20 protein-coding genes are annotated in these 22,870 nt (G+C 67.7%); 10 read left to right on the top strand and 10 right to left on the bottom strand.

Annotation, left to right across the window (positions count from 1 at the left end; all coding sequences use genetic code 11):
- The first annotated feature begins 9 nt into the window (after nt 1-9).
- Entirely contained in the window at nt 10-705 is a 696-nt protein-coding gene (ung, locus tag DK254_RS20565) for a uracil-DNA glycosylase (protein ID WP_109935254.1), read from the top strand.
- 321 nt (nt 706-1,026) lie between these two features.
- On the opposite strand, the gene DK254_RS20560 is transcribed toward ung, so the two are convergent.
- Nucleotides 1,027-1,962: an IS110 family transposase gene (locus DK254_RS20560; protein ID WP_109931808.1), complete on the bottom strand. Its 936-nt coding sequence runs from the start codon at nt 1,960-1,962 to the stop codon at nt 1,027-1,029.
- 245 nt (nt 1,963-2,207) lie between these two features.
- Nucleotides 2,208-3,122 (bottom strand): LysR substrate-binding domain-containing protein, encoded by a 915-nt coding sequence (locus DK254_RS20555; protein ID WP_109935253.1) that lies wholly within the window; start codon nt 3,120-3,122, stop codon nt 2,208-2,210.
- Nucleotides 3,123-3,257: 135 nt separating this feature from the next.
- Between DK254_RS20555 and DK254_RS20550 the strand changes: the two genes are divergently transcribed.
- The 5 genes from DK254_RS20550 (at nt 3,258) to DK254_RS20530 (ending at nt 9,983) form a co-directional block, all read left to right on the top strand.
- On the top strand, nt 3,258-4,343 hold the full coding sequence (locus DK254_RS20550) for a tartrate dehydrogenase (protein ID WP_089391920.1): 1,086 nt from the start codon (nt 3,258-3,260) through the stop codon (nt 4,341-4,343).
- Between the two features lie 247 nt (nt 4,344-4,590).
- Nucleotides 4,591-6,195 carry a BCCT family transporter gene (locus tag DK254_RS20545; RefSeq protein ID WP_109935252.1) on the top strand — a complete coding sequence of 535 codons (1,605 nt, stop codon included), beginning with the start codon at nt 4,591-4,593 and terminating at the stop codon, nt 6,193-6,195.
- 137 nt (nt 6,196-6,332) lie between these two features.
- The gene (locus DK254_RS20540; protein WP_109935251.1) at nt 6,333-7,454 is read left to right on the top strand and encodes an aromatic ring-hydroxylating dioxygenase subunit alpha; all 1,122 of its coding nucleotides are present in this window, start codon (nt 6,333-6,335) and stop codon (nt 7,452-7,454) included.
- A gap of 52 nt (nt 7,455-7,506) precedes the next feature.
- Entirely contained in the window at nt 7,507-8,955 is a 1,449-nt protein-coding gene (locus tag DK254_RS20535; RefSeq protein ID WP_109935250.1) for an NAD-dependent succinate-semialdehyde dehydrogenase, read from the top strand.
- Nucleotides 8,956-9,017: 62 nt separating this feature from the next.
- On the top strand, nt 9,018-9,983 hold the full coding sequence (locus tag DK254_RS20530; RefSeq protein WP_109935800.1) for a PDR/VanB family oxidoreductase: 966 nt from the start codon (nt 9,018-9,020) through the stop codon (nt 9,981-9,983).
- A gap of 302 nt (nt 9,984-10,285) precedes the next feature.
- Here the strand turns inward: DK254_RS20530 and DK254_RS20525 are convergent, their stop codons facing one another.
- The 7 genes from DK254_RS20525 to DK254_RS20495 form a co-directional block, all read right to left on the bottom strand.
- Complete coding sequence (locus tag DK254_RS20525; RefSeq protein ID WP_109935249.1) at nt 10,286-11,710, bottom strand: gamma-aminobutyraldehyde dehydrogenase; 1,425 nt, start codon at nt 11,708-11,710, stop codon at nt 10,286-10,288.
- A gap of 50 nt (nt 11,711-11,760) precedes the next feature.
- Nucleotides 11,761-12,567 (bottom strand): ABC transporter permease, encoded by an 807-nt coding sequence (locus tag DK254_RS20520; RefSeq protein ID WP_109935248.1) that lies wholly within the window; start codon nt 12,565-12,567, stop codon nt 11,761-11,763.
- Nucleotides 12,557-13,462: an ABC transporter permease gene (locus tag DK254_RS20515; RefSeq protein WP_109935247.1), complete on the bottom strand. Its 906-nt coding sequence runs from the start codon at nt 13,460-13,462 to the stop codon at nt 12,557-12,559. Before DK254_RS20515 ends, DK254_RS20520 begins: the two co-directional genes overlap by 11 nt.
- On the bottom strand, nt 13,459-14,481 hold the full coding sequence (locus DK254_RS20510) for an ABC transporter ATP-binding protein (RefSeq protein WP_109935246.1): 1,023 nt from the start codon (nt 14,479-14,481) through the stop codon (nt 13,459-13,461). The genes DK254_RS20515 and DK254_RS20510 overlap by 4 nt, the downstream gene beginning before the upstream one ends.
- A gap of 143 nt (nt 14,482-14,624) precedes the next feature.
- Nucleotides 14,625-15,770: a putative ABC transporter substrate-binding protein YdcS gene (gene ydcS, locus DK254_RS20505; protein ID WP_109935245.1), complete on the bottom strand. Its 1,146-nt coding sequence runs from the start codon at nt 15,768-15,770 to the stop codon at nt 14,625-14,627.
- Between the two features lie 119 nt (nt 15,771-15,889).
- Nucleotides 15,890-17,356, bottom strand: a complete 1,467-nt coding sequence (locus DK254_RS20500) for a gamma-aminobutyraldehyde dehydrogenase (RefSeq protein WP_109935799.1) — start codon at nt 17,354-17,356, stop codon at nt 15,890-15,892.
- A gap of 164 nt (nt 17,357-17,520) precedes the next feature.
- On the bottom strand, nt 17,521-18,432 hold the full coding sequence (locus DK254_RS20495) for a LysR family transcriptional regulator (RefSeq protein ID WP_089391497.1): 912 nt from the start codon (nt 18,430-18,432) through the stop codon (nt 17,521-17,523).
- A 304-nt stretch (nt 18,433-18,736) separates the two neighbouring features.
- Between DK254_RS20495 and DK254_RS20490 the strand changes: the two genes are divergently transcribed.
- The 4 genes from DK254_RS20490 (at nt 18,737) to DK254_RS20475 (ending at nt 21,841) form a co-directional block, all read left to right on the top strand.
- Nucleotides 18,737-19,459: a tellurite resistance TerB family protein gene (locus DK254_RS20490; protein ID WP_109935244.1), complete on the top strand. Its 723-nt coding sequence runs from the start codon at nt 18,737-18,739 to the stop codon at nt 19,457-19,459.
- Between the two features lie 95 nt (nt 19,460-19,554).
- Entirely contained in the window at nt 19,555-20,289 is a 735-nt protein-coding gene (locus DK254_RS20485) for a tellurite resistance TerB family protein (RefSeq protein WP_109935243.1), read from the top strand.
- A gap of 129 nt (nt 20,290-20,418) precedes the next feature.
- The gene (eco, locus tag DK254_RS20480) at nt 20,419-20,901 is read left to right on the top strand and encodes a serine protease inhibitor ecotin (protein ID WP_109935242.1); all 483 of its coding nucleotides are present in this window, start codon (nt 20,419-20,421) and stop codon (nt 20,899-20,901) included.
- Between the two features lie 397 nt (nt 20,902-21,298).
- The gene (locus DK254_RS20475) at nt 21,299-21,841 is read left to right on the top strand and encodes a topology modulation protein (protein ID WP_109935241.1); all 543 of its coding nucleotides are present in this window, start codon (nt 21,299-21,301) and stop codon (nt 21,839-21,841) included.
- A gap of 15 nt (nt 21,842-21,856) precedes the next feature.
- Here the strand turns inward: DK254_RS20475 and DK254_RS20470 are convergent, their stop codons facing one another.
- Nucleotides 21,857-22,762 (bottom strand): LysR family transcriptional regulator, encoded by a 906-nt coding sequence (locus tag DK254_RS20470; protein WP_109935240.1) that lies wholly within the window; start codon nt 22,760-22,762, stop codon nt 21,857-21,859.
- Between the last annotated feature and the right edge of the window lie 108 nt (nt 22,763-22,870).

Raw genomic sequence — 22,870 nt, 5'->3', positions numbered from 1 at the left:
AGGTGTCCCATGACCGAGAGCGACGATCGTATCAAACTGGAAGAGAGCTGGAAGAGTGCCCTGCGCGAGGAGTTCGACAAGCCGTACATGCGCGAGCTGGGCGAATTCCTGCGCAGGGAGAAGGCCGCCGGCAAGGTGATCTACCCGCCGGGCCCGCTGATCTTCAACGCGCTCAACTCCACCCCCCTGGACAAGGTCAAGGTGGTGATCATCGGCCAGGACCCCTATCACGGTCCCGGCCAGGCCCACGGCCTGTGCTTCTCGGTGCAGCCGGGGGTACCGGCTCCGCCGTCGCTGCAGAACATCTACAAGGAGCTGCAGCGCGACCTGAACATCCCCATTCCCAACCACGGCTACCTGCAGCACTGGGCGGAGCAGGGCGTGCTGCTGCTCAACACCTCGCTGACGGTGGAGCACTCCCGCGCCGGCTCCCATGCCCAGGCCGGCTGGCAGCATTTCACCGACCGGGTGATCGAGGTGGTCAACGAGCGCTGCGACGGCGTGGTCTTCCTGCTCTGGGGCTCCCACGCGCAGAGCAAGCAGAAGCTGATCGACCCGCGCAAGCACCTGATCCTCAAGTCCGCCCACCCGTCGCCGCTGTCGGCCTACCGCGGCTTCCTCGGCAACGGGCACTTCAGCCGGACCAACAAGTTCCTCGAGCAGAACGGCAAGACGCCGATCGACTGGGCGTTGCCGGAGGTTTGAGGGGGCTGCCGGGGAACACCGGTGTCCGATGGCGGATAACGCCGTAGGCGTTATGCGCCCTACGAGCGTGCCACCGGGTGGTTCCGTGTGGAGGGGGCAATCGACCGTAGGGCGAATAACCGTTCGCGGTTATCCGCCGTTGGCCGTGCCATCGGGGTGTCCGGCGTGGCCGGAGAATCCGATCGCGGACGGAGTCCGCTCCTACAATTCCAGGGAAGCACGGTCGTAGGAGCAACTGTCTTCTGGGCTCCGTCGTTCGCGGGAGTGACTGGATCGAAATTCGCGTCTCCCATCTCGCCCCATTGTAGGAGCAACTGTCTTTCACTGCTGCACGGTATCTGTTCTCCAGCAGGTACCGTCCCTGACCATGGCGTTCAGTCGCACGATGAGTACACGCATGCAGGCCACCAGGGCAACCTTGGCGCATCGACCGTTCTCACGCAGGCTCTGGTAGCGGCGAGCGAAGTCTTCCTGATAGCGAATGATCGACAAAACCGCCATGTACAGGATGCGCCGGATCATGCCTCGTCCCCCTCGGATCCGGCGCTGCCCCGACTTCTGCCCGCTATCGCTGTTGTAAGGCGCCAGGCCCACCAGGGCGGCGATCTGGCGGCGGTTCAATTGCCCCAGCTCCGGCAGATAGGCCAGCAGCCCGGCCACGGTCACCGGTCCCACGCCTTTGACCTGGCTGAGTAGCTGGGCCTGTTCTGCGTCCACGGCGTTCATCGCCTTGGCGATTTCCTTGTCGTAGCGGCGGATCGCTTCTTTGAGCGCCTTGATGGCTTTTTCCAGGCATTGGCGGACAAAGGGGTCGCGGGCTTGATGCAAACGACGACGCTCATCATCGCGCTGGCTGACCAGTTGCTCGCGGCGCTGCACCAGCTCCCGCAGCCGCTCGCGTTCCGGCGAAGGCACGGTGCTGGGGGCTTCCTCCAGCGTCTGAGCCAGATGCGCCAGTACCGCCGCGTCGATGGGATCGGTCTTGGCCAGTTTGCCCATGGCCGTGGCAAAGGCTCGCACCCGCGTGGGGTTCAGGCGCGAGACCGCGTGACCGGCGCGAGACAGGCCGAACATCACATCGCACTCATAACCACCGGTCGCCTCCAGCACGATACGGCCGGGCTTTTCCTCGGCGAACAGCGCCAGCAATTGCTGGTGACCTTGCTCGTCATTGGAAACGCTGAAGCTCTTGCCCTGCGGACGCAGCCATACGGCTAGCGAATCCTTGGCGACATCGATACCTACCCAACACGTCATGATCAAACCCTCGTAAACTGCACGGCGAGAGCACTCTGACTGCCCACGCTTGTGGTTCGAGGTTTAGCTCGTTCAACTGTTCGGGCTTGAGTCAGAGGGACGACGGGAGGCAGCTTGGGCTCCTACTCGTGCTCGCGACACCGCGGACCTGCAGCTTGCCTCCCGTCGCTCTCACCTTCGATCCTATCGAAAGTCGCAGACACAAGCGGACTCTGTCCGCGATCGGCTTGAAACCCGCGCTGCGCTCAGCCCTCCGGCAGCGTGTAGCGCTCGGCGAAGTACTGGCGGAAGAACTCCACCGCCACCCGCACCTTGGCCGAGCTGGCCAGGGGCGAGGCGTGCACCGCCCAGATGTCCGCCGCCTGCTGGTATTCGGGCAGCACCTGCACCAGGCGCCCGTCGGCCAGGCTGTCGTGCACGTCCCACCAGGAGCGCAGCAGCACGCCGCGGCCGTCCAGGCACCACTGGTGCACCACCTCGCCGTGGTTGGACGACAGCGGCCCGGTGACCTTCACGCTTTCCTCGCCGTTCGGGCCTTCCAGGTGCCAGATGCCGAAGGGGTGGTCGCGCTCCTTGATCACCAGGCAGTCGTGGCTGGTCAGCTCGGCCAGGCTGCGCGGCGTGCCGCGCCTTTCCAGGTACTCCGGGGCCGCGCAGAGCACCCGGCGGTTGCGCGCCAGGGGCTTGGCGATGAGGTTGGCGGCGATCTCGTTGCCCACGCGGATGTCCAGGTCCACGCCCTCGGCCAGCAGGTCCACCAGGCGGTCGTGGACGTCCAGGCGGATGTCCAGCTGCGGGTAGCGCGCCGCCAGTTCCGACAGCGCCGGGGCGACGAAGCGCCGGCCCAGGCCCAGGCTGCTGGCGATGCGCAGCTGGCCGCTGGGTTCGCGGTGCAGCGCCGAGACCTCGTCGCCCATGCGCTGCACCGAGTCGAGGATGCGCAGCGCCCAGTGGTAGACGCGTTCGCCGTCCTCGCTCACCGACACCCGCCGGGTGGTACGGTGCAGCAGGCGTACGCCGAGGTTCTGCTCCAGCAGGCGGATACGCTTGCTGATGAAGGCGGTGGACATGCCCAGCTCGCCGGCGGCGGCGGCGAAGCTCGCGCGCCTGGCGACCTGGACGAAGACGGCGAGGTCTTCCAGGTTCGGCAGATTGTTCACGATTCGTGTCTTAAGAATCCATGGATGGCGGGATTATGTTTTCTATTGGCGCTTATAGCATGGGCAGCACGCTTTCCCTACACCCAACAAGCCCTGATACCAACCAGCCCTGATACCAACAAGAGTGTGCCCAGCATGAGCAAGACCTATCGCATCGCCGCCATCGCCGGCGACGGCATCGGCAACGAAGTCCTTCCCGAAGGCCTGCGCGTCGTCCAGGCGGCCGCGGCCAGGCACGGCCTGGCGCTGGAGTTCGAGCACTTCGAGTGGGCCAGCTGCGACTACTACCTGCAGCACGGCAAGATGATGCCCGACGACTGGTTCGAACAGCTCAAGGGCTTCGACGCCCTGTACTTCGGCGCCGTCGGCTGGCCGGACAAGGTGCCGGACCACATCTCCCTGTGGGGCTCGCTGCTGAAGTTCCGCCGCGAGTTCGACCAGTACGTGAACATCCGCCCGGTGCGCCTGTTCCCCGGCGTGCCGTGCCCGCTGGCCAACAAGCAGCCCGGCGACATCGACTTCGTGGTGATCCGCGAGAACACCGAGGGCGAGTATTCCTCCCTGGGCGGGCGCATGTTCGAGGGCACCGAGAACGAGTTCGTGCTGCAGGAGTCGGTGTTCACCCGCCGCGGCGTCGACCGCATCCTCAAGTACGCCTTCGACCTGGCCCAGACCCGCGAGCGCAAGCGCCTGACCTCGGCCACCAAGTCCAACGGCATGGCCGTGAGCATGCCCTACTGGGACGAGCGCACCGCGGCCATGGCTGCCGGGTACCCGGACATCACCTGGGACAAGCAGCACATCGACATCCTCTGCGCGCGCTTCGTGCTGCAGCCGGAGCGCTTCGACGTGGTGGTGGCCTCCAACCTGTTCGGCGACATCCTCTCCGACCTCGGCCCGGCCTGCGCCGGCACCATCGGCATCGCGCCCTCGGCCAACCTCAACCCGGAGCGCAAGTTCCCCTCGCTGTTCGAGCCGGTGCACGGCTCGGCGCCGGACATCTACGGCCAGAACATCGCCAACCCCATCGCCATGATCTGGTCCGGCGCGCTGATGCTGGACTTCCTCGGCCAGGGCGACGCGCGCTACCGCGCCGCCCACGACGACATCCTCGCGGCCATCGAGCAGGTCATCGCCGCGGGCGAGGTGACCCGCGACATGGGCGGCCAGCGCTCCACCCGGGAAGTGGGCGAGGCCATCGCCGCGCGCGTCGCCGGCTGAGTGCGCCCTGGCGGCCCGCCGCGCGACGGACGCGGGCCGCCGATCATCCGGAAAGCCGCGTGAGACCTGCGCCTCAGGCTTGCAGGCAAGAGGAGTTACAGGCAAACTGTTAACTATTGGATTTTAGTTAACTTAAGGTTAACAGAAAGGAGAACAAGCCCAGCCGAACGAAATAACCCTTCCCACCCACAGACGGGATTTGCCTACCCGCGGGCGGGGAGACTTCCATAGCTCCAGGAGTCGATTGATGTCGCACAAGAACAAAAAGATTGATGTGTTCCTGATAACCGTAAGCCTTGTCGCCGTGCTGCTCACCGTGGTCGGCCTGGCCGCGTTCCCGGAGCAGTCCGGGCAACTGGCCAACACCCTGTTCGAACTCTCCACCCGTACCTTCGGCACCAGCGTGCAACTGCTGGTGTTCGGCAGTTCCCTGGTGGTGCTGTACCTGGCCTTCAGCAAGTACGGCAACATCCGCCTGGGGAGCGGCAAGCCGGAATACTCCACCGCCACCTGGGTGTTCATGTTCATCTGCGCCGGCATGGGGTCCTCGACCCTGTACTGGGGCGTGATGGAGTGGGCCTACTACTACCAGACCCCCGGCCTGAACATGGTCCCCGAGTCGGCCCAGGCGCTGGAATACAGCGTCAGCTACTCGTTCTTCCACTGGGGCATCAGCGCCTGGTCGATCTACGCGCTGGCCTCGCTGGCCATGGCCTACCACTTCCACGTGCGCAAGAAGAGCGGCCTGAACCTGGCCTCCATCGTCGAGGCCGTCACCGGCTTCAAGGCCACGGGGCCCGTGGGCCGCGCGGTGGACCTGATCTTCCTGCTGACCATGATGGGCGCGCTCACCGTGTCCCTGGCGCTCACCGCCTCGACCCTCACCCGCGGCCTGTCCGGTCTGGTCGGCACGCCGGACACCTTCATGGTGCAGCTGATGGTGATCGGCGTGATCGCCGTGCTCTTCTCGCTCAGCTCCTACATCGGCATCGACGGCGGCCTGCAGCACCTGAGCAAGATGGTCTGCTACGGCGCCCTGGTGTTCGCCGCGGTGGTGCTGCTGGTCGGCCCGACGCAGTTCACCATCAACAACACGGCCAATTCCATCGGCCTGATGATCCAGAACTACGTGCACATGAGCCTGTTCACCGACCCGGCGGGGGATGGCGCCTTCACCCGCAACTGGACGGTGTTCTACTGGCTCTGGTGGGTGTCCTACGCGCCCGGCGTGGCCATGTTCGTGACCCGCGTGTCGCGCGGCCGGCAGATCAAGGAAGTGGTGTTCGCCCTGCTGATGGGCGGCAGCTTCGGTTGCTGGTTCTTCTTCGGCGCGCTGGAAAGCTACAGCATGCACCAGTTCATCAGCGGCGCCATCGACGTGCCGAAGATCCTCAGCGAGCACGGCGGCGAGAGCGCGGTGGAAGCGCTGCTGGCGGCCCTGCCGATGGGCAAGGCGTTCCTCGCCGTGTACCTGTTCATCATGGCGGTGTTCTGCGCCTCGCACATGGACGCCGCGGCCTACGCGGTGGCCGCCACCAGCACCCGCAACCTGCAGGAAGGCGACGACCCGACGCCGACCCACCGGCTGTTCTGGTGCGTGACCCTGACCCTGGTGCCGCTGGCCATGCTCTTCGCCAAGGCCTCGCTGTCGACCATGAAGACGGCCGTGGTGCTCACCGCGATCCCGTTCATGGCGATCCTGCTGGTGAAGATCTACGGCTTCCTCAAGTGGATGGTGCAGGACTACGGCCAGATGCCGGCGCACCTGATCGAGGAAGAGGCCACCCGCCTGGCCGGCGAGGAGCCCCACGCCGAGCCGCAACCGGTGGCCGCCGCGGCGCCAGCGCAGTAAGCGATACGGCCCGTCTCCCGAGTGGAGGCGGGCACCTTGCGGCAAATTTTTTTGCCCGGCTTGTTAACCAATAGATATCCGTTAACCAATAAGTAAAAAGCACGGCCACGCCCGTGCCCGACACCGGAGACCAACCGATGAACGACTTCCAACGCCTGCCAGCCGACTTCTGCACCAACCACGAAGAAGCCTTCACCATCCCCGCGCACTTCTACACCAGCAAGGCGGTGTACGAGCACGAGAAGGAAGCCATCTTCGCCCGCAGCTGGATCTGCGTGGCGCACCGCAGCGAAGTGGCGGAGAACAACGCGTACATCACCCGCGAGGTGATCGGCGAAAGCATCATCGTCGTGCGTGGCCGCGACGGCGTGCTGCGCGCCTTCTACAACGTCTGTCCGCACCGCGGCCACCAGCTGCTGGAAGGCAGCGGCAAGGCCAAGAACGTCATCGCCTGCCCGTACCACGCCTGGACCTTCAAGCTCGACGGCGAGCTGACCCACGTGCGCAACTGCGATGCCGTGCAGGGTTTCGACAAGGGCGACTACGGCCTGGTGCCGCTGCGCGTCGAGGAATACGCCGGCTTCATCTTCATCAACATGGACAACGATGCCGGCAGCGTCGAGGACCAGCTGCCGGGCCTCCAGGCGCGCATGCGCCAGGCCTGCGCGGTGATCGACGACCTGCAGCTGGCGGCGCGCTTCGTCACCACCACCCCGGCCAACTGGAAGTCCATCGTCGACAACTACATGGAGTGCTACCACTGCGGCCCGGCGCACCCCAGCTTCGCCGACTCGGTGGACGTCGGCCAGTACGGCCACACCCTGCACGGCAACTGGTCGCTGCAGTACGGCATCGCCAAGTCCTCGGAGCAGTCGTTCAAGGTCGACGAGTCGGTCACCGACCCGTCCTTCGCCGGCTTCTGGGCCTGGCCCTGCACCATGTTCAACGTGCCGCCGGGCGCCAACTTCATGACCGTGATCTACGAGTTCCCGGTGGACGCCGAGACCACCCTGCAGCACTACGACATCTACTTCCTCGACAAGGAGCTGACCGAAGAGCAGAAGGTGCTGGTGGAGTGGTACCGCGACGTGTTCCGCCCCGAGGACCTGCGCCTGGTGGAAAGCGTGCAGAAGGGCCTGAAGTCCCGCGGCTACCGCGGCCAGGGCCGGATCATGGTGGACAAGCAGCGCAGTGGCATCAGCGAGCACGGCATCGCCCACTTCCACAACCTGATCGCCGTCGCCCACCTGGACGCCTGAGGCTGACCGCCGCCGGCCCGCGCGGCCGGCGGCGGCGCCTGGAGAGACTTGCGTGAAACTCAACGATTCGAAACTGTTCCGCCAGCAGGCCTACATCGCCGGCGCCTGGTGCGACGCCGACGACGGCCGCACCGTCGCGGTGACCGACCCGGCCACCGGCGAGCTGCTGGGCCAGGTGCCGCTGATGGGCGGCGCCGAGGCCGTCCGCGCCATCGAGGCCGCCGACGCCGCCCTGGAAGGCTGGCGCGCGAAGACCGCCAAGGAGCGCGCCCAGGTGCTGCGCCGCTGGTTCGAGCTGCTGCTGGAAAACGAGGACGACCTGGCCCGGCTGATGACCTTCGAGCAGGGCAAGCCGCTGCACGAGGCCCTGGGCGAGATCCGCTACGCCGCCGCCTTCGTCGAGTGGTTCGCCGAGGAAGGCAAGCGCATCTACGGCGACGTCATCCCCAGCCCGAGCAACGACAAGCGCCTGCTGGTGATCAAGCAGGGCATCGGCGTGTGCGCGGCCATCACCCCGTGGAACTTCCCGGCGGCGATGATCACCCGCAAGGTCGCCCCGGCCCTGGCCGCCGGCTGCAGCGTGGTGCTCAAGCCGGCCAACGAGACGCCGTTCAGCGCCCTGGCGCTGGTCGAGCTGGCCGAGCGCGCCGGGCTGCCGGCCGGGCTGCTGAGCATCGTCACCGGCGACGCCGTGGCCATAGGCGCGCAGCTCACCGGCCACCCGCTGGTGCGCAAGCTGACCTTCACCGGCTCGACCCCGGTGGGCCGCCTGCTGATGGGGCAGTGCGCCGAGACCATCAAGAAGGTCTCCCTGGAACTGGGCGGCAACGCCCCCTTCATCGTCTTCGACGACGCCGACATCGAGGCGGCGGTGGAAGGCGCGCTGGTCGCCAAGTACCGCAACGCCGGGCAGACCTGCGTGTGCGTCAACCGCTTCTACGTGCACGACGCGGTGTACGAGCGCTTCGCCGCCCGCTTCGTCGAGCGCGTGCGCGAGCTGAAGGTCGGCCACGGCGGCGCCGAGGGCACCCAGGTCGGCCCGCTGATCAGCGACAAGGCGGTGGCCAAGGTGCGCAGCCTGATCGACGACGCCGTCGGCAAGGGCGCCGAGCTGGTTCTGGGCGGCCGCAGCCACGAACTGGGCGGCGGCTTCTTCGAGCCCACGGTGCTGGCCGGCATCCGCCCGGGCATGGCGCTGCTGGAAGAGGAAATCTTCGGCCCGGTGGCGGCGCTGGTGCGCTTCTCCACCGACGCCGAGGTGATCGAGCTGGCCAACGCCACCCAGTACGGCCTGGCCGCCTACTTCTACAGCCGCGACCTCGGCCGCGTGTTCAAGGTCGCCGAGCGCCTGGAGTACGGCATGGTGGGCATCAACACCGGGCTGATCTCCAACGAGGTGGCGCCGTTTGGCGGGGTGAAGCAGTCCGGCCTGGGCCGCGAAGGCTCGAAGTACGGCATCGAGGACTATCTGGAAATCAAGTACCTGTGCCTCGCCGTCTGAGCGGGCAACGGGTTCCGGCGCGCGGCAGGGCCTGCCGCGCGCCGATGCAGTCGAGGTGAATGATGGCCAACAAATACGAGATGTTCAGCGTCCGCGTCAGCGCGGTGGAACAGGCGACGCCGCTGATCAAGCGCTTTACCCTGGTGCGCGAGGACGGCCAGCCGATGCCGGCCTTCAGCGGCGGCAGCCACGTGATCGTGCAGGACGCCGAAGGTGGCACCTTCAGCAACGCCTACTCGCTGATGAGCGACCCGCGCGACCTCAGCCACTACCAGATCGGCGTGCGCCTGGAAGAGCAGTCCAGGGGCGGCTCGGCCTTCATGCACCAGCAGGTGGAGGTCGGCACCCGGCTGACCATCTCCACCCCGAACAACCTGTTCGCCCTGGACCCCGGCGCCGGCCGCCACGTGCTGATCGCCGGCGGCATCGGCATCACCCCGTTCCTGGCCCAGCTGCACGACCTGGAAGGCGGCGCCACGCCTTACGAACTGCACTACGCGTTCCGCAGCCCGGAGCATGGCGCGTTCCAGGCCGAGCTGGAGCAGGGCCCGCACGCCGAACACGTGCGCTTCTACATCGACAGCCTGGCGCGCAAGCTCGACCTGGCGGCGCTGTTCGCCGGCCTGGCCGAGGATGCACATGTATACGTGTGCGGGCCCAAGCCGCTGATCGACGCGGTGATCGCAGGCGCGAAAGCGGCCGGCATCGGCGATGAGCGCGTGCACTGGGAACAGTTCGCCGCCGCCCCGGCCGAAGGCGCCGCCTTCACCGTGGTGCTGGCCCGCTCCGGCCGCGAACTGCGGGTGGAGGAGGGCATGACCATCCTCCAGGCCATCGAGAACGTGAAGGCGGCCAAGGTCGAGTGCCTGTGCCGCGAGGGCGTCTGCGGCACCTGCGAGACGGCCATCCTCGAAGGCGAGGCGGAGCATTTCGACCAGTACCTGAGCGACGAGGAAAAGGCTTCGCAGCAGAGCCTGATGCTCTGCGTGTCCCGCTCGCGCACGCCACGGCTGGTGATCGACCTCTGACACCGAGAAACGCGCGCCTTGCGCGCGAATCGCGGGCAGGGCCCGCTCCTACGGATTGGCCTTGCATCGTGACCCTGTAGGAGCGGACCTTGTCCGCGAATAATGTTCACCGGCGGCACCGTGCTTCGGATTGACGCCGTCCCCTCTCCCCAACCCTCTCCCGCTTGCGGGAGAGGGGGCTGTCCGGCATGAGCGCGAAGTTCAGCTTCAACCTGTAGGAGCGCGCCCTGCGCGCGAATCGCGGGCAGGGCCCGCTCCTACAGGTGGGGCATGGCGTAGGACCCCGTCCGCGATAGCCGGCCTCAATGCCGGATCATGATGTGCCGCGCCACCGTGTAGTCCTCCAGCCCGTACATCGACAGGTCCTTGCCGTAGCCGGACTGCTTGAAGCCGCCGTGGGGCATCTCGCTGCACAGCATGAAGTGGGTGTTGACCCAGGTACAGCCGTACTGCAGCCGCGCCGCCACCCGCGAGGCGCGGCCGACGTCGCGGGTCCACACCGAGCTGGCCAGGCCGTACTCGGAGTCGTTGGCCCAGCGGATGGCCTGCTCGACGTCGCTGAACGGGGTCACCGAGACCACCGGGCCGAACACTTCGTTGCGCACGATCTCGTCGTCCTGCTGGGCGTTGGCCACCACCGTCGGCTGGTAGAAGAAGCCCTGGCCGGCCACCGCGCTGCCGCCGGTGGCGATGCGGATGTGCGGGCTGGCCTTGGCCCGTTCGACGAAGCCGGACACGCGCTCGCGCTGGCTGGCGGTGATCAGCGGGCCCAGCTCGGTGGCCGGGTCGTCCTGCAGGCCGGTCTTGAGGCTGGACACGGCGCTGGCCAGGTCGGCGACGAAGTTGTCGTAGATCTTCTTGCCGGCGTAGATGCGGCAGGCCGCGGTGCAGTCCTGCCCGGCGTTGTAGAAGCCGAAGGTGCGGATGCCCTCGACCACGTCGGCCAGGTCGGCGTCGTCGAAGACGATCACCGGGGCCTTGCCGCCCAGCTCCATGTGCAGGCGCTTCACGCTGTCGGCGGCGCTGCGGATGATGCTCTTGCCGGTACCCACCGAGCCGGTCAGCGAGACCATGCGCACCAGCGCGTGGCTGACCAGCGGGCTGCCCACCGTGGGGCCGCGGCCGAACACCAGGTTGACCACCCCGGCGGGGAACAGCTCGGCGATGAACTCGGCCAGGCGCAGGGCGGTCAGCGGCGTCTGCTCCGAGGGCTTGAGCACCACGCAGTTGCCGGCGGCCAGGGCCGGGCCGAGCTTCCAGGCGGCCATCATCAGCGGGTAGTTCCAGGGCGCGATGGAGGCGATCACCCCCACCGGGTCGCGGCGGATCATCGAGGTGAAGCCGGGCAGGTATTCGCCGGCCGCCGAGCCGGGCAGGCAGCGGCAGGCGCCGGCGAAGAAGCGGAACACGTCGGCGATGGCCGGGATCTCGTCGTTCAGCGCGGCGGCGTAGGGCTTGCCGCAGTTCTGCGATTCCAGGCGCGCCAGTTCCTCGGCGTGCTCCTCGATCCGGTCGGCCAGGCGCAGCAACAGCAGCGCGCGGTCCTTCGGGGTGCTCTGCGACCAGCCGTCGAAGGCCGCGTCGGCGGCGCGCACGGCGGCGTCCACCTGGGCCTCGCTGGCCTCGGCTATCCGGCCCAGCACTTCGCCGGTGGAGGGGTTGAGGATGTCCAGTTTCTCGCCTTCGCCGGCGACGAACTGGCCATTGATCAGCAGTTTGCTTTGCATGGCGGGCTCCTCTGGTTCGGTGGCTGCTTCCCCGCCGGGCGGGGGCCTGTTCACTTGCCGCCGCCGGCCATGTCGCTGGTGCCGCGGGTCAGGTAGTAGGCACCGAGGATCGGCAGCATGGTCGCCAGCATCACCAGCATGGCCACCACGTTGGTGATGGGCACGTCGCGCGGGCGGGTGAGCTGGTTCAGCAGCCACAGCGGCAGGGTGCGCTCGTGGCCGGCGGTGAAGGTGGTGACGATGATCTCGTCGAAGGACAGCGCGAAGGCCAGCATGCCGCCGGCCAGCAGGGCGGTGGCGATGTTCGGCAGGACGATGTAGCGGAAGGTCTGCCAGCCGTCGGCGCCCAGGTCCATGGAGGCCTCGATCAGGCTGAACGAGGTGCGGCGGAAGCGCGCTATCACGTTGTTGTAGACGATCACCACGCAGAAGGTGGCGTGGCCGATGACGATGGTCAGGAAGCCCGGCTCGATGCCGAGGGTCTTGAACGCCGACAGCAGGGCGATACCGGTGATGATGCCGGGCAGGGCGATGGGCAGGATCAGCATCAGCGAGATGCCCTCCTTGCCGAAGAAGTCCCTGCGGTACAGCGCGCCGGCGGCGAGCGTGCCGAGCACCATGGCTACCAGGGTGGCGACGCAGGCGATCTTCACCGACAGCCAGATGGCCTCCAGCACGTCGCCGCGCTGGGCCACCTCGGCGAACCAGCGCAGGGTGAAGCCCTGCAGCGGGAAGCTGTAGGCCGACTCCTCGGTGTTGAAGGCGTACAGCAGGATCACCAGGATCGGGAAGTGCAGGAACACCAGCCCGCCCCAGGCGGCCAGGCGCAGGGGCCAGGAAGCTCGTTCAGAGTGCATCGAAGGCCCCCAGCCGCTTGGCGATGGACAGGTAGATGGCGATGAGCACTATGGGCACCAGGGTGAAGGCCGCGGCCAGCGGCATGTTGCCGATGGAGCCCTGCTGCACGTAGACCATGGTGCCGATGAACAGCCCGCTGGGGCCGACCAGCTGCGGGATGATGAAGTCGCCCAGGGTCAGGCTGAAGGTGAAGATCGAGCCGGCCACCACGCCGGGGAAGGCCAGCGGCAGTATCACCTGGGCGAAGGTCTGCCGCGGCCGCGCGCCCAGGTCGGCGCTGGCCTGCAGCAGCGACGGCGGCAGGCGCTCCAGGGCGGCCTGGATCGGCAGGATCATGAACGGCAGCCAGATGTAGGTGAACACCCAGAAGCGCCCCAGGTGCGAGGTGGACAGGGTGTTGCCGCCCACGCCGGGCACGTCCAGCAGCAGGTCCAGCGGCCCCAGCAGGTGCAGCTTCTCGATGATCCAGTAGAGGATGCCGCCCTTGGCCAGGATCACCGTCCAGGCGTAGGCCTTGACGATGTAGCTGGCCCACATCGGCAGCATCACCGCGATATAGAAGAAGGCCTTCTCCTTGGGCCCGGCGAAACGCGCCATGTAGTAGGCGATGGGGAAGGCCAGCACGGCGCTGGCCAGGGACACCGCCACGGCCATGCCCAGGGTGCGCAGCACGATGTCGTAGTTGGCGGGGTTGAACAGCGCCTTGTAGTTGGCCAGGGTCAGCTCCGGCGTCACCGCCATGGTGAAGTCGTCGAAGGTGTAGAAGCTCTGCCACAGCAGGGCGAACAGCGAGCCGACGTAGATCACCCCGAACCACAGCAGCGGCGGGATCAGCAGCATCAGCAGGTAGAGGTTGCCGCGCCGGTAGAGGAAGCTGGAGACCGCGCGCATCATGGCAGCGGCTCCTCGCGCAGCGGCACCAGCGCGCTGCGCGCCCAGCAGGCGCTGACCGCCTCGCCGGGCTGCGGGCGCAGCTCCTCGCGCTCGCCGTTGGGCAGCGCGGCCACCAGCCGGCCGCCGTCGTCCAGGGCGATCTCGTAGCGGCTGGCGGCGCCCAGGTACTGCACGTCGACCAGGGTGCCGCCCACCTGCAGCTCGCCCTCGCGCGCCTGGCCGAAGCGCACGTGCTCCGGCCGCAGCGACCAGGCCCCGGCCTCGCCGAGCAGGCGCCGGGCGAGGTCGCCGCGCAGCACGTTGGCGGTGCCGACGAACTCGGCGACGAAGGGCGTGGCCGGCTTCATGTACAGGTTGCGCGGGGTGTCCACCTGCTCGATGCGGCCCTTGTTGAACACCGCCACGCGGTCGGACATGGACAGCGCTTCGCCCTGGTCGTGGGTGACGAAGATGAAGGTGATGCCCAACTGGCGCTGCAGCTTCTTCAGCTCGCTCTGCATCTGCTCGCGCAGCTTCAGGTCCAGCGCGCCCAGGGGCTCGTCCAGCAGCAGCACGCGCGGGCGGTTCACCAGGGCCCGGGCCAGGGCCACGCGCTGGCGCTGGCCGCCGGACAGCTGCACCGGCTTGCGGCCGCCGTAGCCGCCCAGGGCGACCATGCCCAGGGCCTCTTCGGCGCGCTTGAGGCGCTCGGCCTTGGCCACGCCCTTCACCTTCAGGCCGTAGGCGACGTTCTCCAGCACGTTCATGTGCGGGAACAGCGCGTAGTCCTGGAACACCGTGTTGACGTCGCGCTGGTACGGCGGCAGGCCGGCGGCCTCCTCGCCGTGGATGCGGATGGAGCCTGCGCTGGGCTGCTCGAAGCCGGCGATCAGGCGCAGGCAGGTGGTCTTGCCCGAACCCGAGGGGCCGAGCATGGAGAAGAACTCGCCGTCCTTGATGTCGATGGACACCCGGTCGACGGCTTTCACCTCGCCGAACTGGCGGGAGACCTGGGTGAATTGAACAGCGGGGGTGGTCATGGGGCACGCTCCAGGGGCAGGAAATCGGCGTGCGAAGGCCCTGCCCGGAAAAATCGGGTGGATCAGAAACGGATGGTGGGCTGGACGCCCCCTCTCCCTTCAGGGAGAGGGGAGCCGGTCAGGCGCGAGGCGAAGCCTCGTGCTCAACGACCGCCCATGATCGCGATGTAGTCCTGGGTCCAGCGGCTGTACGGCACGAACTTGCCGCCCTCGGCCTGCGGGGTCTTCCAGAAGGCGATCTTCTCGAACTGGTCGAAGCCATTGGTGGCGCAGCCTTCGCCGCCGAGCAGCTCGCTGGCCTTGCAGCCTTCCGGCGCGGCCGGCACCGAGCCGAACCAGGCGGCCACGTCGCCCTGCACCTTGGGCTCCAGCGACCAGTTCATCCACTTGTAGGCGCAGTTCGGGTGCGCGGCCTCGGCGTGCAGCATGGTGGTGTCGGCCCAGCCGGTGACGCCCTCTTTCGGGAACACGGTGGCGATCGGCTGCTTCTCGCCCTTCAGCGCGTTGGCCTGGTACGGCCAGGAGCTGGAGGCGGCGACGCCCTCGTTCTTGAAGTCGCTCATCTGCACGGTCGCGTCGTGCCAGTAGCGGTGGATCAGCGCGTGCTGCTTGCGCAGCAGGTCGAGCACGGCGGCGTACTGCGCCTCGGTCAGCTGGTACGGGTCCTGGATGCCCAGTTCCGGCCTGGTGCTCTTCAGGTACAGCGCGGCGTCGGCGATGTAGATGGGGCCGTCGTAGGCCTGCACGCGGCCCTTGTTCGGCTTGCCGTCGGGCAGGTTCTGCGCCTCGAACACCACGCTCCAGCTGTCCGGCGCCTTGGGGAAGACCTTGGTGTTGTACATCAGCAGGTTCGGGCCCCACTGGTAGGGGGTGCCGTAGGTCTTGCCGGCGACGGTGTACCAGGGCGCATCCTTCAGGCGCGCGTCGATGTTCTTCCAGTTGGGGATCAGCGACGGGTTGATCGGTTGCACGCGCTTGCCGTAGATCAGGCGCAGGGAAGCGTCGCCGGAGGCGGTGACCAGGTCGTAGCCGCCCTTGGCCATCAGGCTGACCATCTCGTCGGAGGTGGCGGCGGTCTTCACGTTGACCTGACAGCCGGTGTCCTTCTCGAACTGGGTGACCCAGTCGTAGGCCTTGTCGGACTGGCCGCGTTCGATGTAGCCGGGCCAGGCGATGATGTCCAGGCGGCCCTCACCGGCGCCGACCGCCTTGATGGCATCGGCGGCCTGTACGCCGGCGCTGGCCAGCAGGGCGGTGGTGATGGCGCTGAGCAGTGCGGTCTTGCGCATGCGATGTCTCCCTCGTTTGTTGTCTCTATTGGTGGGGCAGTGTCAATCGAGCAACGGCCCTCGCGCGGCGTACCGCCGGGGCGCTTCTTATGTACCGGCGGGCGGGCCCGCCGGGTGGTTCAATCCAGCCGGTCGCCGTGGCGGGCCATGATGTGGCGCACCACGCTGTAGTCCTGCAGCGAGTCGCTGGACAGGTCCTTGCCGTAGCCTGAGCGCTTGAGGCCGCCGTGGGGCATCTCGCTGGCGAGCATGAAATGGGTATTGATCCAGGTGCAGCCGTACTGCAGGCGGTTGGCGATCTGGAAGGCCTTGTCCAGGTTCTGCGTCCACACCGAGGAGGCCAGGCCGTACTCGGAGTCGTTGGCCCAGTCCACCGCCTGCTCCAGTTGCTCGAAGCGGGTCACGGTGACCACCGGGCCGAACACCTCGCGCTGGACGATCTCGTCCTGCTGCCGGCAGCCGGCCAGCAGCGTGGGCTGGTAGTAGAAACCGGGGCCGGAATGCACGGCGGCGCCGGTCACCCGCTCGATGTGCGGCTGGCCCAGGGCGCGTTCGACGAAGCTGGCCACGCGGTCGCGCTGGCGGGCGCTGATCAGCGGGCCGATTTCGTTGTCCGCATCGCGCTTGCGGGCGAAACGGATGCTGGCCACGGCCTCGCCCAGCTCGGCCACCAGGCGGTCGTGGATGCCGGCCTGGGCGTAGATGCGGCAGGCGGCGGTGCAGTCCTGCCCGGCGTTGTAGTAGCCGTGGGTACGCACGCCCTGGACGACCGCCTCGATGTCGGCGTCGTTGCAGACTATGACCGGCGCCTTGCCGCCCAACTCCAGGTGGGTGCGCTTCAAGGTGCGCGCGGCGGCCTGGAGGATCTTCTGCCCGGTGACGATGTCGCCGGTCAGCGACACCATGCGCACCCGCGGGTGGCCGACCAGATGGCTGCCGACGTTCTCGCCGCCGCCGCAGACTATGTTGAGGACGCCAGGCGGGAGGATGTCCGCCAGCGCCGGGGCCAGCGCCAGGATCGACAGCGGGGTGTGCTCGGACGGCTTGAACACCAGGGTGTTGCCGGCGGCCAGGGCCGGGGCGATCTTCCACGCCGCCATCATCAGCGGGTAGTTCCAGGGCGCGATGGAGGCCACCACGCCCACCGGGTCGCGGCGCACCATGCTGGTGTGCCCGGGCACGTACTCGCCGGCCAGCTGGCCCTGCTGGCAGCGCACGGCACCGGCGAAGAAGCGGAACACGTCGGCGGTGGCCGGGATGTCGTCCTGCCGCGCCAGGTGCAGCGGCTTGCCGCAGTTCAGGGCCTCCAGGCGGGCGAGGGCGTCGGCGCGCTTGTCGATGGCGTCGGCGATCGCCAGCAGGGCGGCGGAGCGCTGCGCGGGGGTGGTCCGCGACCAGGCCGGGAAGGCGCGCTGGGCAGCGTCGATGGCCCGCTCGATCTGCTCGGGGGAGGCATCGGCGACGCTGACCAGGGTTTCGCCGCTGGCGGGGTTGAGGATGGCCTCGGCGAGGCCCTGGCCGGCCGCCAGCTGACCGTCGATCAGCAGCTCGGTGTACAGGGTCGGGGGGCTCGCAAGGGCGTTCATCTTCGCGGCTCTTTTCTTCTCGGTCTTGTTTTCGGGGGCCATTGGCGTGCTCCGGAGGGGCTGCCCGGATCCGGCCCTTTTGTATGAAGCGAGAGACTAGATTCCGGGCTTGAGGTCGACAAATTCTAAATACTGAAAGCGGCATTCGATTAAATCGAAAGCTGCTAGATCGATGGCCGCTTGGCGTTGGGTTGTTCGCGGGCCACGGTGAGGAACGGGTCCACCAGCGCCGGCCGCGCCGTGCCGCGGCGCCAGGCCAGGCCGACGTCCAGCGGCTCGCCCAGGTCCACCAGCGGGCGCGCCTCGATGATGTCGCCCTCCAGGGACCAGGGGCGGTAGGTCATGTCCGGCTGGATCGACAGGCCCAGGCCGGCGGCCACCAGGCTACGCACGGCCTCCACCGAGGCGGTGCGCAGCGTCACCTGCGGCGCCAGCCCGGCGCGCGACCAGATGCGCTGGGTGTGCAGGCCCATCTCGTCGGCGTTGAGCTGGATCAGCGGCTCGCCGGCGACGTCCGCCAGGCCGATGCTGTCGCGCTCCAGCAGCGGGTGCTGGGCCGGCAGCCAGAGGCGGTGCGGCGAGTGGGTGAGCACCTCGGTCTGCAGGGCGTGGCGGTCCTCCAGGTTGGAGAGGATGAGCACGCCCACGTCGATCTCGCCGCTCACCAGCAGGTGCTCTATATAAGGCCGCTCGTCCTCCACCACGCGGGTCTGCACGTTGGGGTAGGCGCGCTGGAAGCGGGTGATCAGGTCGGCCAGGTAGTAGCCGGCCACCAGGCTGGTCACGCCTATGGTCAGGCTGCCGGCCACCTTGTCGGTGCTCTGCTGCAGGCTGCGCTTGGCGTTCTCCACCGTGGCCAGGATCAGGTGCGCCTGGCGCAGGAACTGGTGGCCCTGGTGGGTGAGCGTCATGCCCTTGGCGTGGCGCTCGAACAGGCGCACGCCGATCTCCTCCTCCAGTTGCTGGATGGCCAGCGTCAGGGTGGACTGGGAAATGAACACCGCCTGGGCGGCGGCGGAGATCGAGCCGGTCTCGGCGACGGCGATGAAATGGCGGATCTGGCGCAGGGTCATCATGGTGGCGGGCCATGGCTTTGTGCTTTATCGAAAATCCATAGGAACATTCTTTTAAATCGAATGGAAGGCGCAAGCACAGGATGCTCTTCGTAGGATGGGTTGAGCCCCGGCGAAACCCATGCGGCCATGGCGATGGGGTTCTCCTGCACTTGTAGGAGCGGGCCCTGCCCGCGAATCGCGCGCAGGGCGCGCTCCTACAGATGGGACGCCGGCTCAGCAATATCCCGAAGCACTCTGCGCCTGCGCGCCCCCGTGGGCGGGCGCTAGAGTCGAAGTTTCCCCCCAACCGACCCAGGAGACCGCCATGAACACCCGTGGCCTGCTCGACCAACTGCTCAAATCCGGCCAGGAACTCCTGCAGAACAAGGGGCTCGCCCAGGCCGGCGGCCAGCCACAGGCCGGGCAGGGCGCCGGCAAGGTCGGCCTGGACATCGGCAGCCTGCTCTCCGGCGCCGGTGGCGGCGCCCTGGCCGCCGGCGCGCTGGGCCTGCTGCTGGGCAGCAAGAAGGCGCGCAAGATGGGCGGCAAGGTAGTCACCTACGGCGGCCTGGCCGCCCTCGGGGTGATCGCCTACAAGGCCTACGGCAACTGGCAGCGCCAGCAGGCCAGTGCGCCGCGCGGCGAGCCGCAGACCGTCGACCGCCTGCCGCCGGTGGAAGCCGAAGCCCACAGCCACGCCATCCTCCGCGCCCTGGTGGCGGCGGCCAAGGCCGACGGCCACATCGACGCCCGCGAACGCCAGTTGATCGACGGCGAGATCGCCAAGCTCACCGGCGACCTGGAGCTGCAGGGCTGGCTCGACCGTGAACTGGCCAAGCCGCTGGACCCGCAGGAAGTGGCGCGCGCCGCCAAGAGCGAGGAAATGGCCGCCGAGATGTACCTGGCCAGCCTGCTGATGGTGGACGAGGAAAACTACATGGAGCGCGCCTACCTCGACGAACTGGCCCGCCAGCTGAGCCTCGACCCCGGCCTCAAGGCCGAGCTGGAAACCCAGGCGCAGAAGGCCCTGCAGGCACTGCCGGCCTGATTCTCAGCGCGCCCCTGAATAGTCCCGGACGGCATTGGCGGAATCCGCCACCGGGACTATCGTTGCCTGACCGCAACCACGCCGAGGGCGCTGCCATGAACACCACGGATCTGCTGGAACAACTGCTGCGGGCCGGCCAGGGCGCGCAGGCGCAACAAGGCGGCGCAGGCGGCCTGGGTGGCCTGGGAGGGCTGCTCGGCGGCCTGCTCGGCGGCGCCACCGGTGGGGGCGCATCGGCCGGTGGCTTGGGTGGCCTGGGCGGCCTCGGCGGTGTGCTGGGCAGCATGCTCGGCGGCGGCGCCCCGGCCAGCCAGGGGCGCTCCAGTGGCGGCGGGGTCAACTACGCCATGCTCGCCTCCCTGGGCATGATGGCCTTCCAGGCCTACCAGAACTGGCAGCGACAGCAGGCCGCCGCCGCGCCGCAACAGGCGCCGACCACCGTCGACCAGCTCTCCGGCGACGAAGCCGAAGCCCACAGCCACGCCATCCTCATCGCCCTGATCGCCGCGGCCAAGGCCGACGGCCGCATCGACGACAAGGAGAAGCAGGCGATCTACGCGGAAATCTCCCGCCACGCCGGCGAGCCGGAACTGCAGGCCTGGCTCGACAACGAGGTGCGCAAACCCCTCGAAGCCACCGACGTGGCCCGGGCTGCCCAGGGCGACCCCGGCAAGGCCGCGGAAATGTACCTGGCCAGCGTGATGCTGGTGGACGACCAGCAGGAAAGCGAACGCAACTACCTGGACGAACTGGCCTACCAGCTCCAACTCGACCCGGAACTGCAGGCCCACCTGGAGCAGCAGGCCAAGAGCGGCGGTGAAGTAGCCTGAAACAACTTGGCACGGCTTGAGGGCGTACATGTAGGAGCATTCGCACATTCAGGCTGTCGAAGGGACGCAAGCAATCCGGACGAACGCATCCGCGCGTTGCGTTCGTCCTTCAACCGGCAAGGAGGCGTCATGCCCTGTACCCGTTTCACCCTTTCCACCGCGCTGCTGCTCAGCGCCACCGCCACCCTGGCCAACGCCGCCAAGCTCGAGGGCGTAGCGCCTTATCCCAAGGCTGAGGACGGCTTCGTGCGGCAGGTCATCCACCTGCCCAAGCAGGCGCAGGAAGAGAACTTCAAGGTCGAGGTCCTGGCCGGCAAGACCCTGACTGTCGACTGCAACCGCCAGCGCCTGGGCGGCAGCCTGGAAGAAAAGACCCTGGAAGGCTGGGGCTATCCCTACTACCGCCTGGACAAGGTCAGCGGCCCGGCCAGCACCCTGATGGCCTGCCCGCAAGGCAAGAGCAGGAAGGACTTCGTACCGGTGGTCGGCGACGGCTTCCTGCTGCGCTACAACAGCAAGCTGCCGATCGTGATCTACGCGCCCAAGGACGTCGAAGTCCGCTACCGCATCTGGTCCGCGTCCGAGAAGGTCGAGCACGCCCGCGCGGAATAACCCCCTCGACCGAGCCCATGCATCCTGTAGGAGCGGGCCCTGCCCGCGATTCGCGCGTAGGGCGCGCTCCTACATGGGAATGGCGTGGGTGAGGCAGCGTAGGAGCGGATCTTATCCGCGATCCGCGCCGAAACCTCCGGCGCTCGCGGACAAGGTCCGCTCCTACGGGGAAGGAATAGCGTGTTTCCCGGCGACCTGTAGGAGCGGACTCCGTCCGCGATCCCGCCGGCAAGGCCGGTGCTCGGCCGAGCACGGCGATGGGTATCGCTTCGCTCCACCCATCCTACGAAGAGCGCCGCGGTTCGGCCTGCAAGATAGTTCGCCTGGACTCACTTAACGCCAACAGCAGGGTTGCCGCACAATACGCGGCCCACAGCAGGCCAACAGGGAGCGTTCTGTGCAAAGAATCCTGATCATCGGCTCCGGTGGCAGCGGCAAGAGCACCTTGTCCGCAGCTCTCGGCCAACGCCTGGCTCTACCGGTCATCCACATGGACGCGCTGTACTGGCAGCCCGGCTGGGTGGAGCCGGCAAAGCCTGACTGGCAGGCGCGCGTGGAGGCGCTTTGCCTGGGCGAGCGCTGGGTGATGGACGGCAACTACTCCGGCACCCTGGCGCAGCGCCTTGCCGCCTGCGACACCGTGATCTTCCTCGACCTGCCACCGCTGCTTTGCCTGTGGCGCGCCCTGCGTCGCGGCTTCCGCTACCGCGGCCAGGTCCGCCCCGACATGGCCGAAGGCTGCCCCGAGCAACTACCCGACCCGGCATTCCTGAGCTGGATATGGAACTACCCGAAGCGCAGCCGCCCCAAGGTGATGGCGTTGCTGGACGCGCACCGGCAGGGGCGGCGCATCGTCCATCTGCGCTCGCGGCGCGAGGTCGGCGAGTTTCTCCAGACGCTGGACCAGGTTTCCGGCCTGGCCGCGGAACGCGCGTGTTGATAGCGGGCGTCGCGTCTACAGAGGCGCAGTGGCCTTGCCCTCCAGCAAAATCCCCTGCTCCCTCTCGCACAGCCCCAGCAGAAAATCCCACACCAACCGCAACCTCACCGACCGGTGCAACTCCCGCCGCGTACACATCCAGTACTCCCGCTCGATGAACTCCCCCGGCAGCACCGGCACCAGCAGCGGGTCGTGCAGGCCCATGAACTGGGGCAGGATGGCCAGGCCGACGCCGGCTTGCGCGGCCTGCTGCTGGGCCACCACGCTGGTGCTGCGGAACACCACCTGGGGGTGGCGGCAGAAGCTGTGGTGGAACATCAGTTCCTGGCTGAACAGCAGGTCGTCCACGTAGCCGATCCACTGGTGCTTGCACAGGTCGTCGCGGTCGCGCAGCGGTGGGGCCTTTTCCAGGTAGGCGGGGCTGGCGAACAGGCTCAGGCGGTAGCGCGTCAGGCGGCGGCTGATCACCAGGTCGGCGTTGGGCCTTTCCAGGGTGATGGCGATGTCCGCCTCGCGGTTGGTGATGCTGACGAAGCGCGGCACCGACACCAGTTCCAGCTCAAGGCCCGGGTACTGGCGCATCAGCTCGCCCAGGCGCGGGGCGAGGAACATGGTGCCCAGGCCCTCGGTCACGCCCAGGCGCACCTGGCCCAGGGGGCTGATGCTCTGGCTCATTTCCTCCTGGGCGAGGAGGGCGGTGTTCTCCATGGCCTCGGCGTGCCTGAGCAGCGCCAGGCCGGCCGGCGTCAGCTGGTAGCCGCCGGTGTGCTGGGCGAACAGCTGGGTGCCCAGGTCGCGCTCGATGTTCTCGATGTGCCGCGCCACGGTGGCATGGGTAGTGTTCAGCTTGCGCGCCGTGGCCAGCAGGCGGCCGCTGCGGTGCAGTTCGAGGAAGTAGCGCAGGTCGTTCCAGTCGAACATGGCGGGCTCCGTTGTTAGAAAACGATCAGCAGCTGACTCGAAATGTTCGTTTTTTTATCGCGAATGAGCGGCTAGCCTCAAGCGACGCATCGATAAGAACAACAAGAG

It is taken from the genome of Pseudomonas sp. RW407 (genome assembly GCF_003176655.1).
In the GTDB taxonomy this organism is placed as follows: domain Bacteria; phylum Pseudomonadota; class Gammaproteobacteria; order Pseudomonadales; family Pseudomonadaceae; genus Pseudomonas; species Pseudomonas delhiensis.
This window is presented reverse-complemented; position numbering and strand designations above follow the sequence as displayed.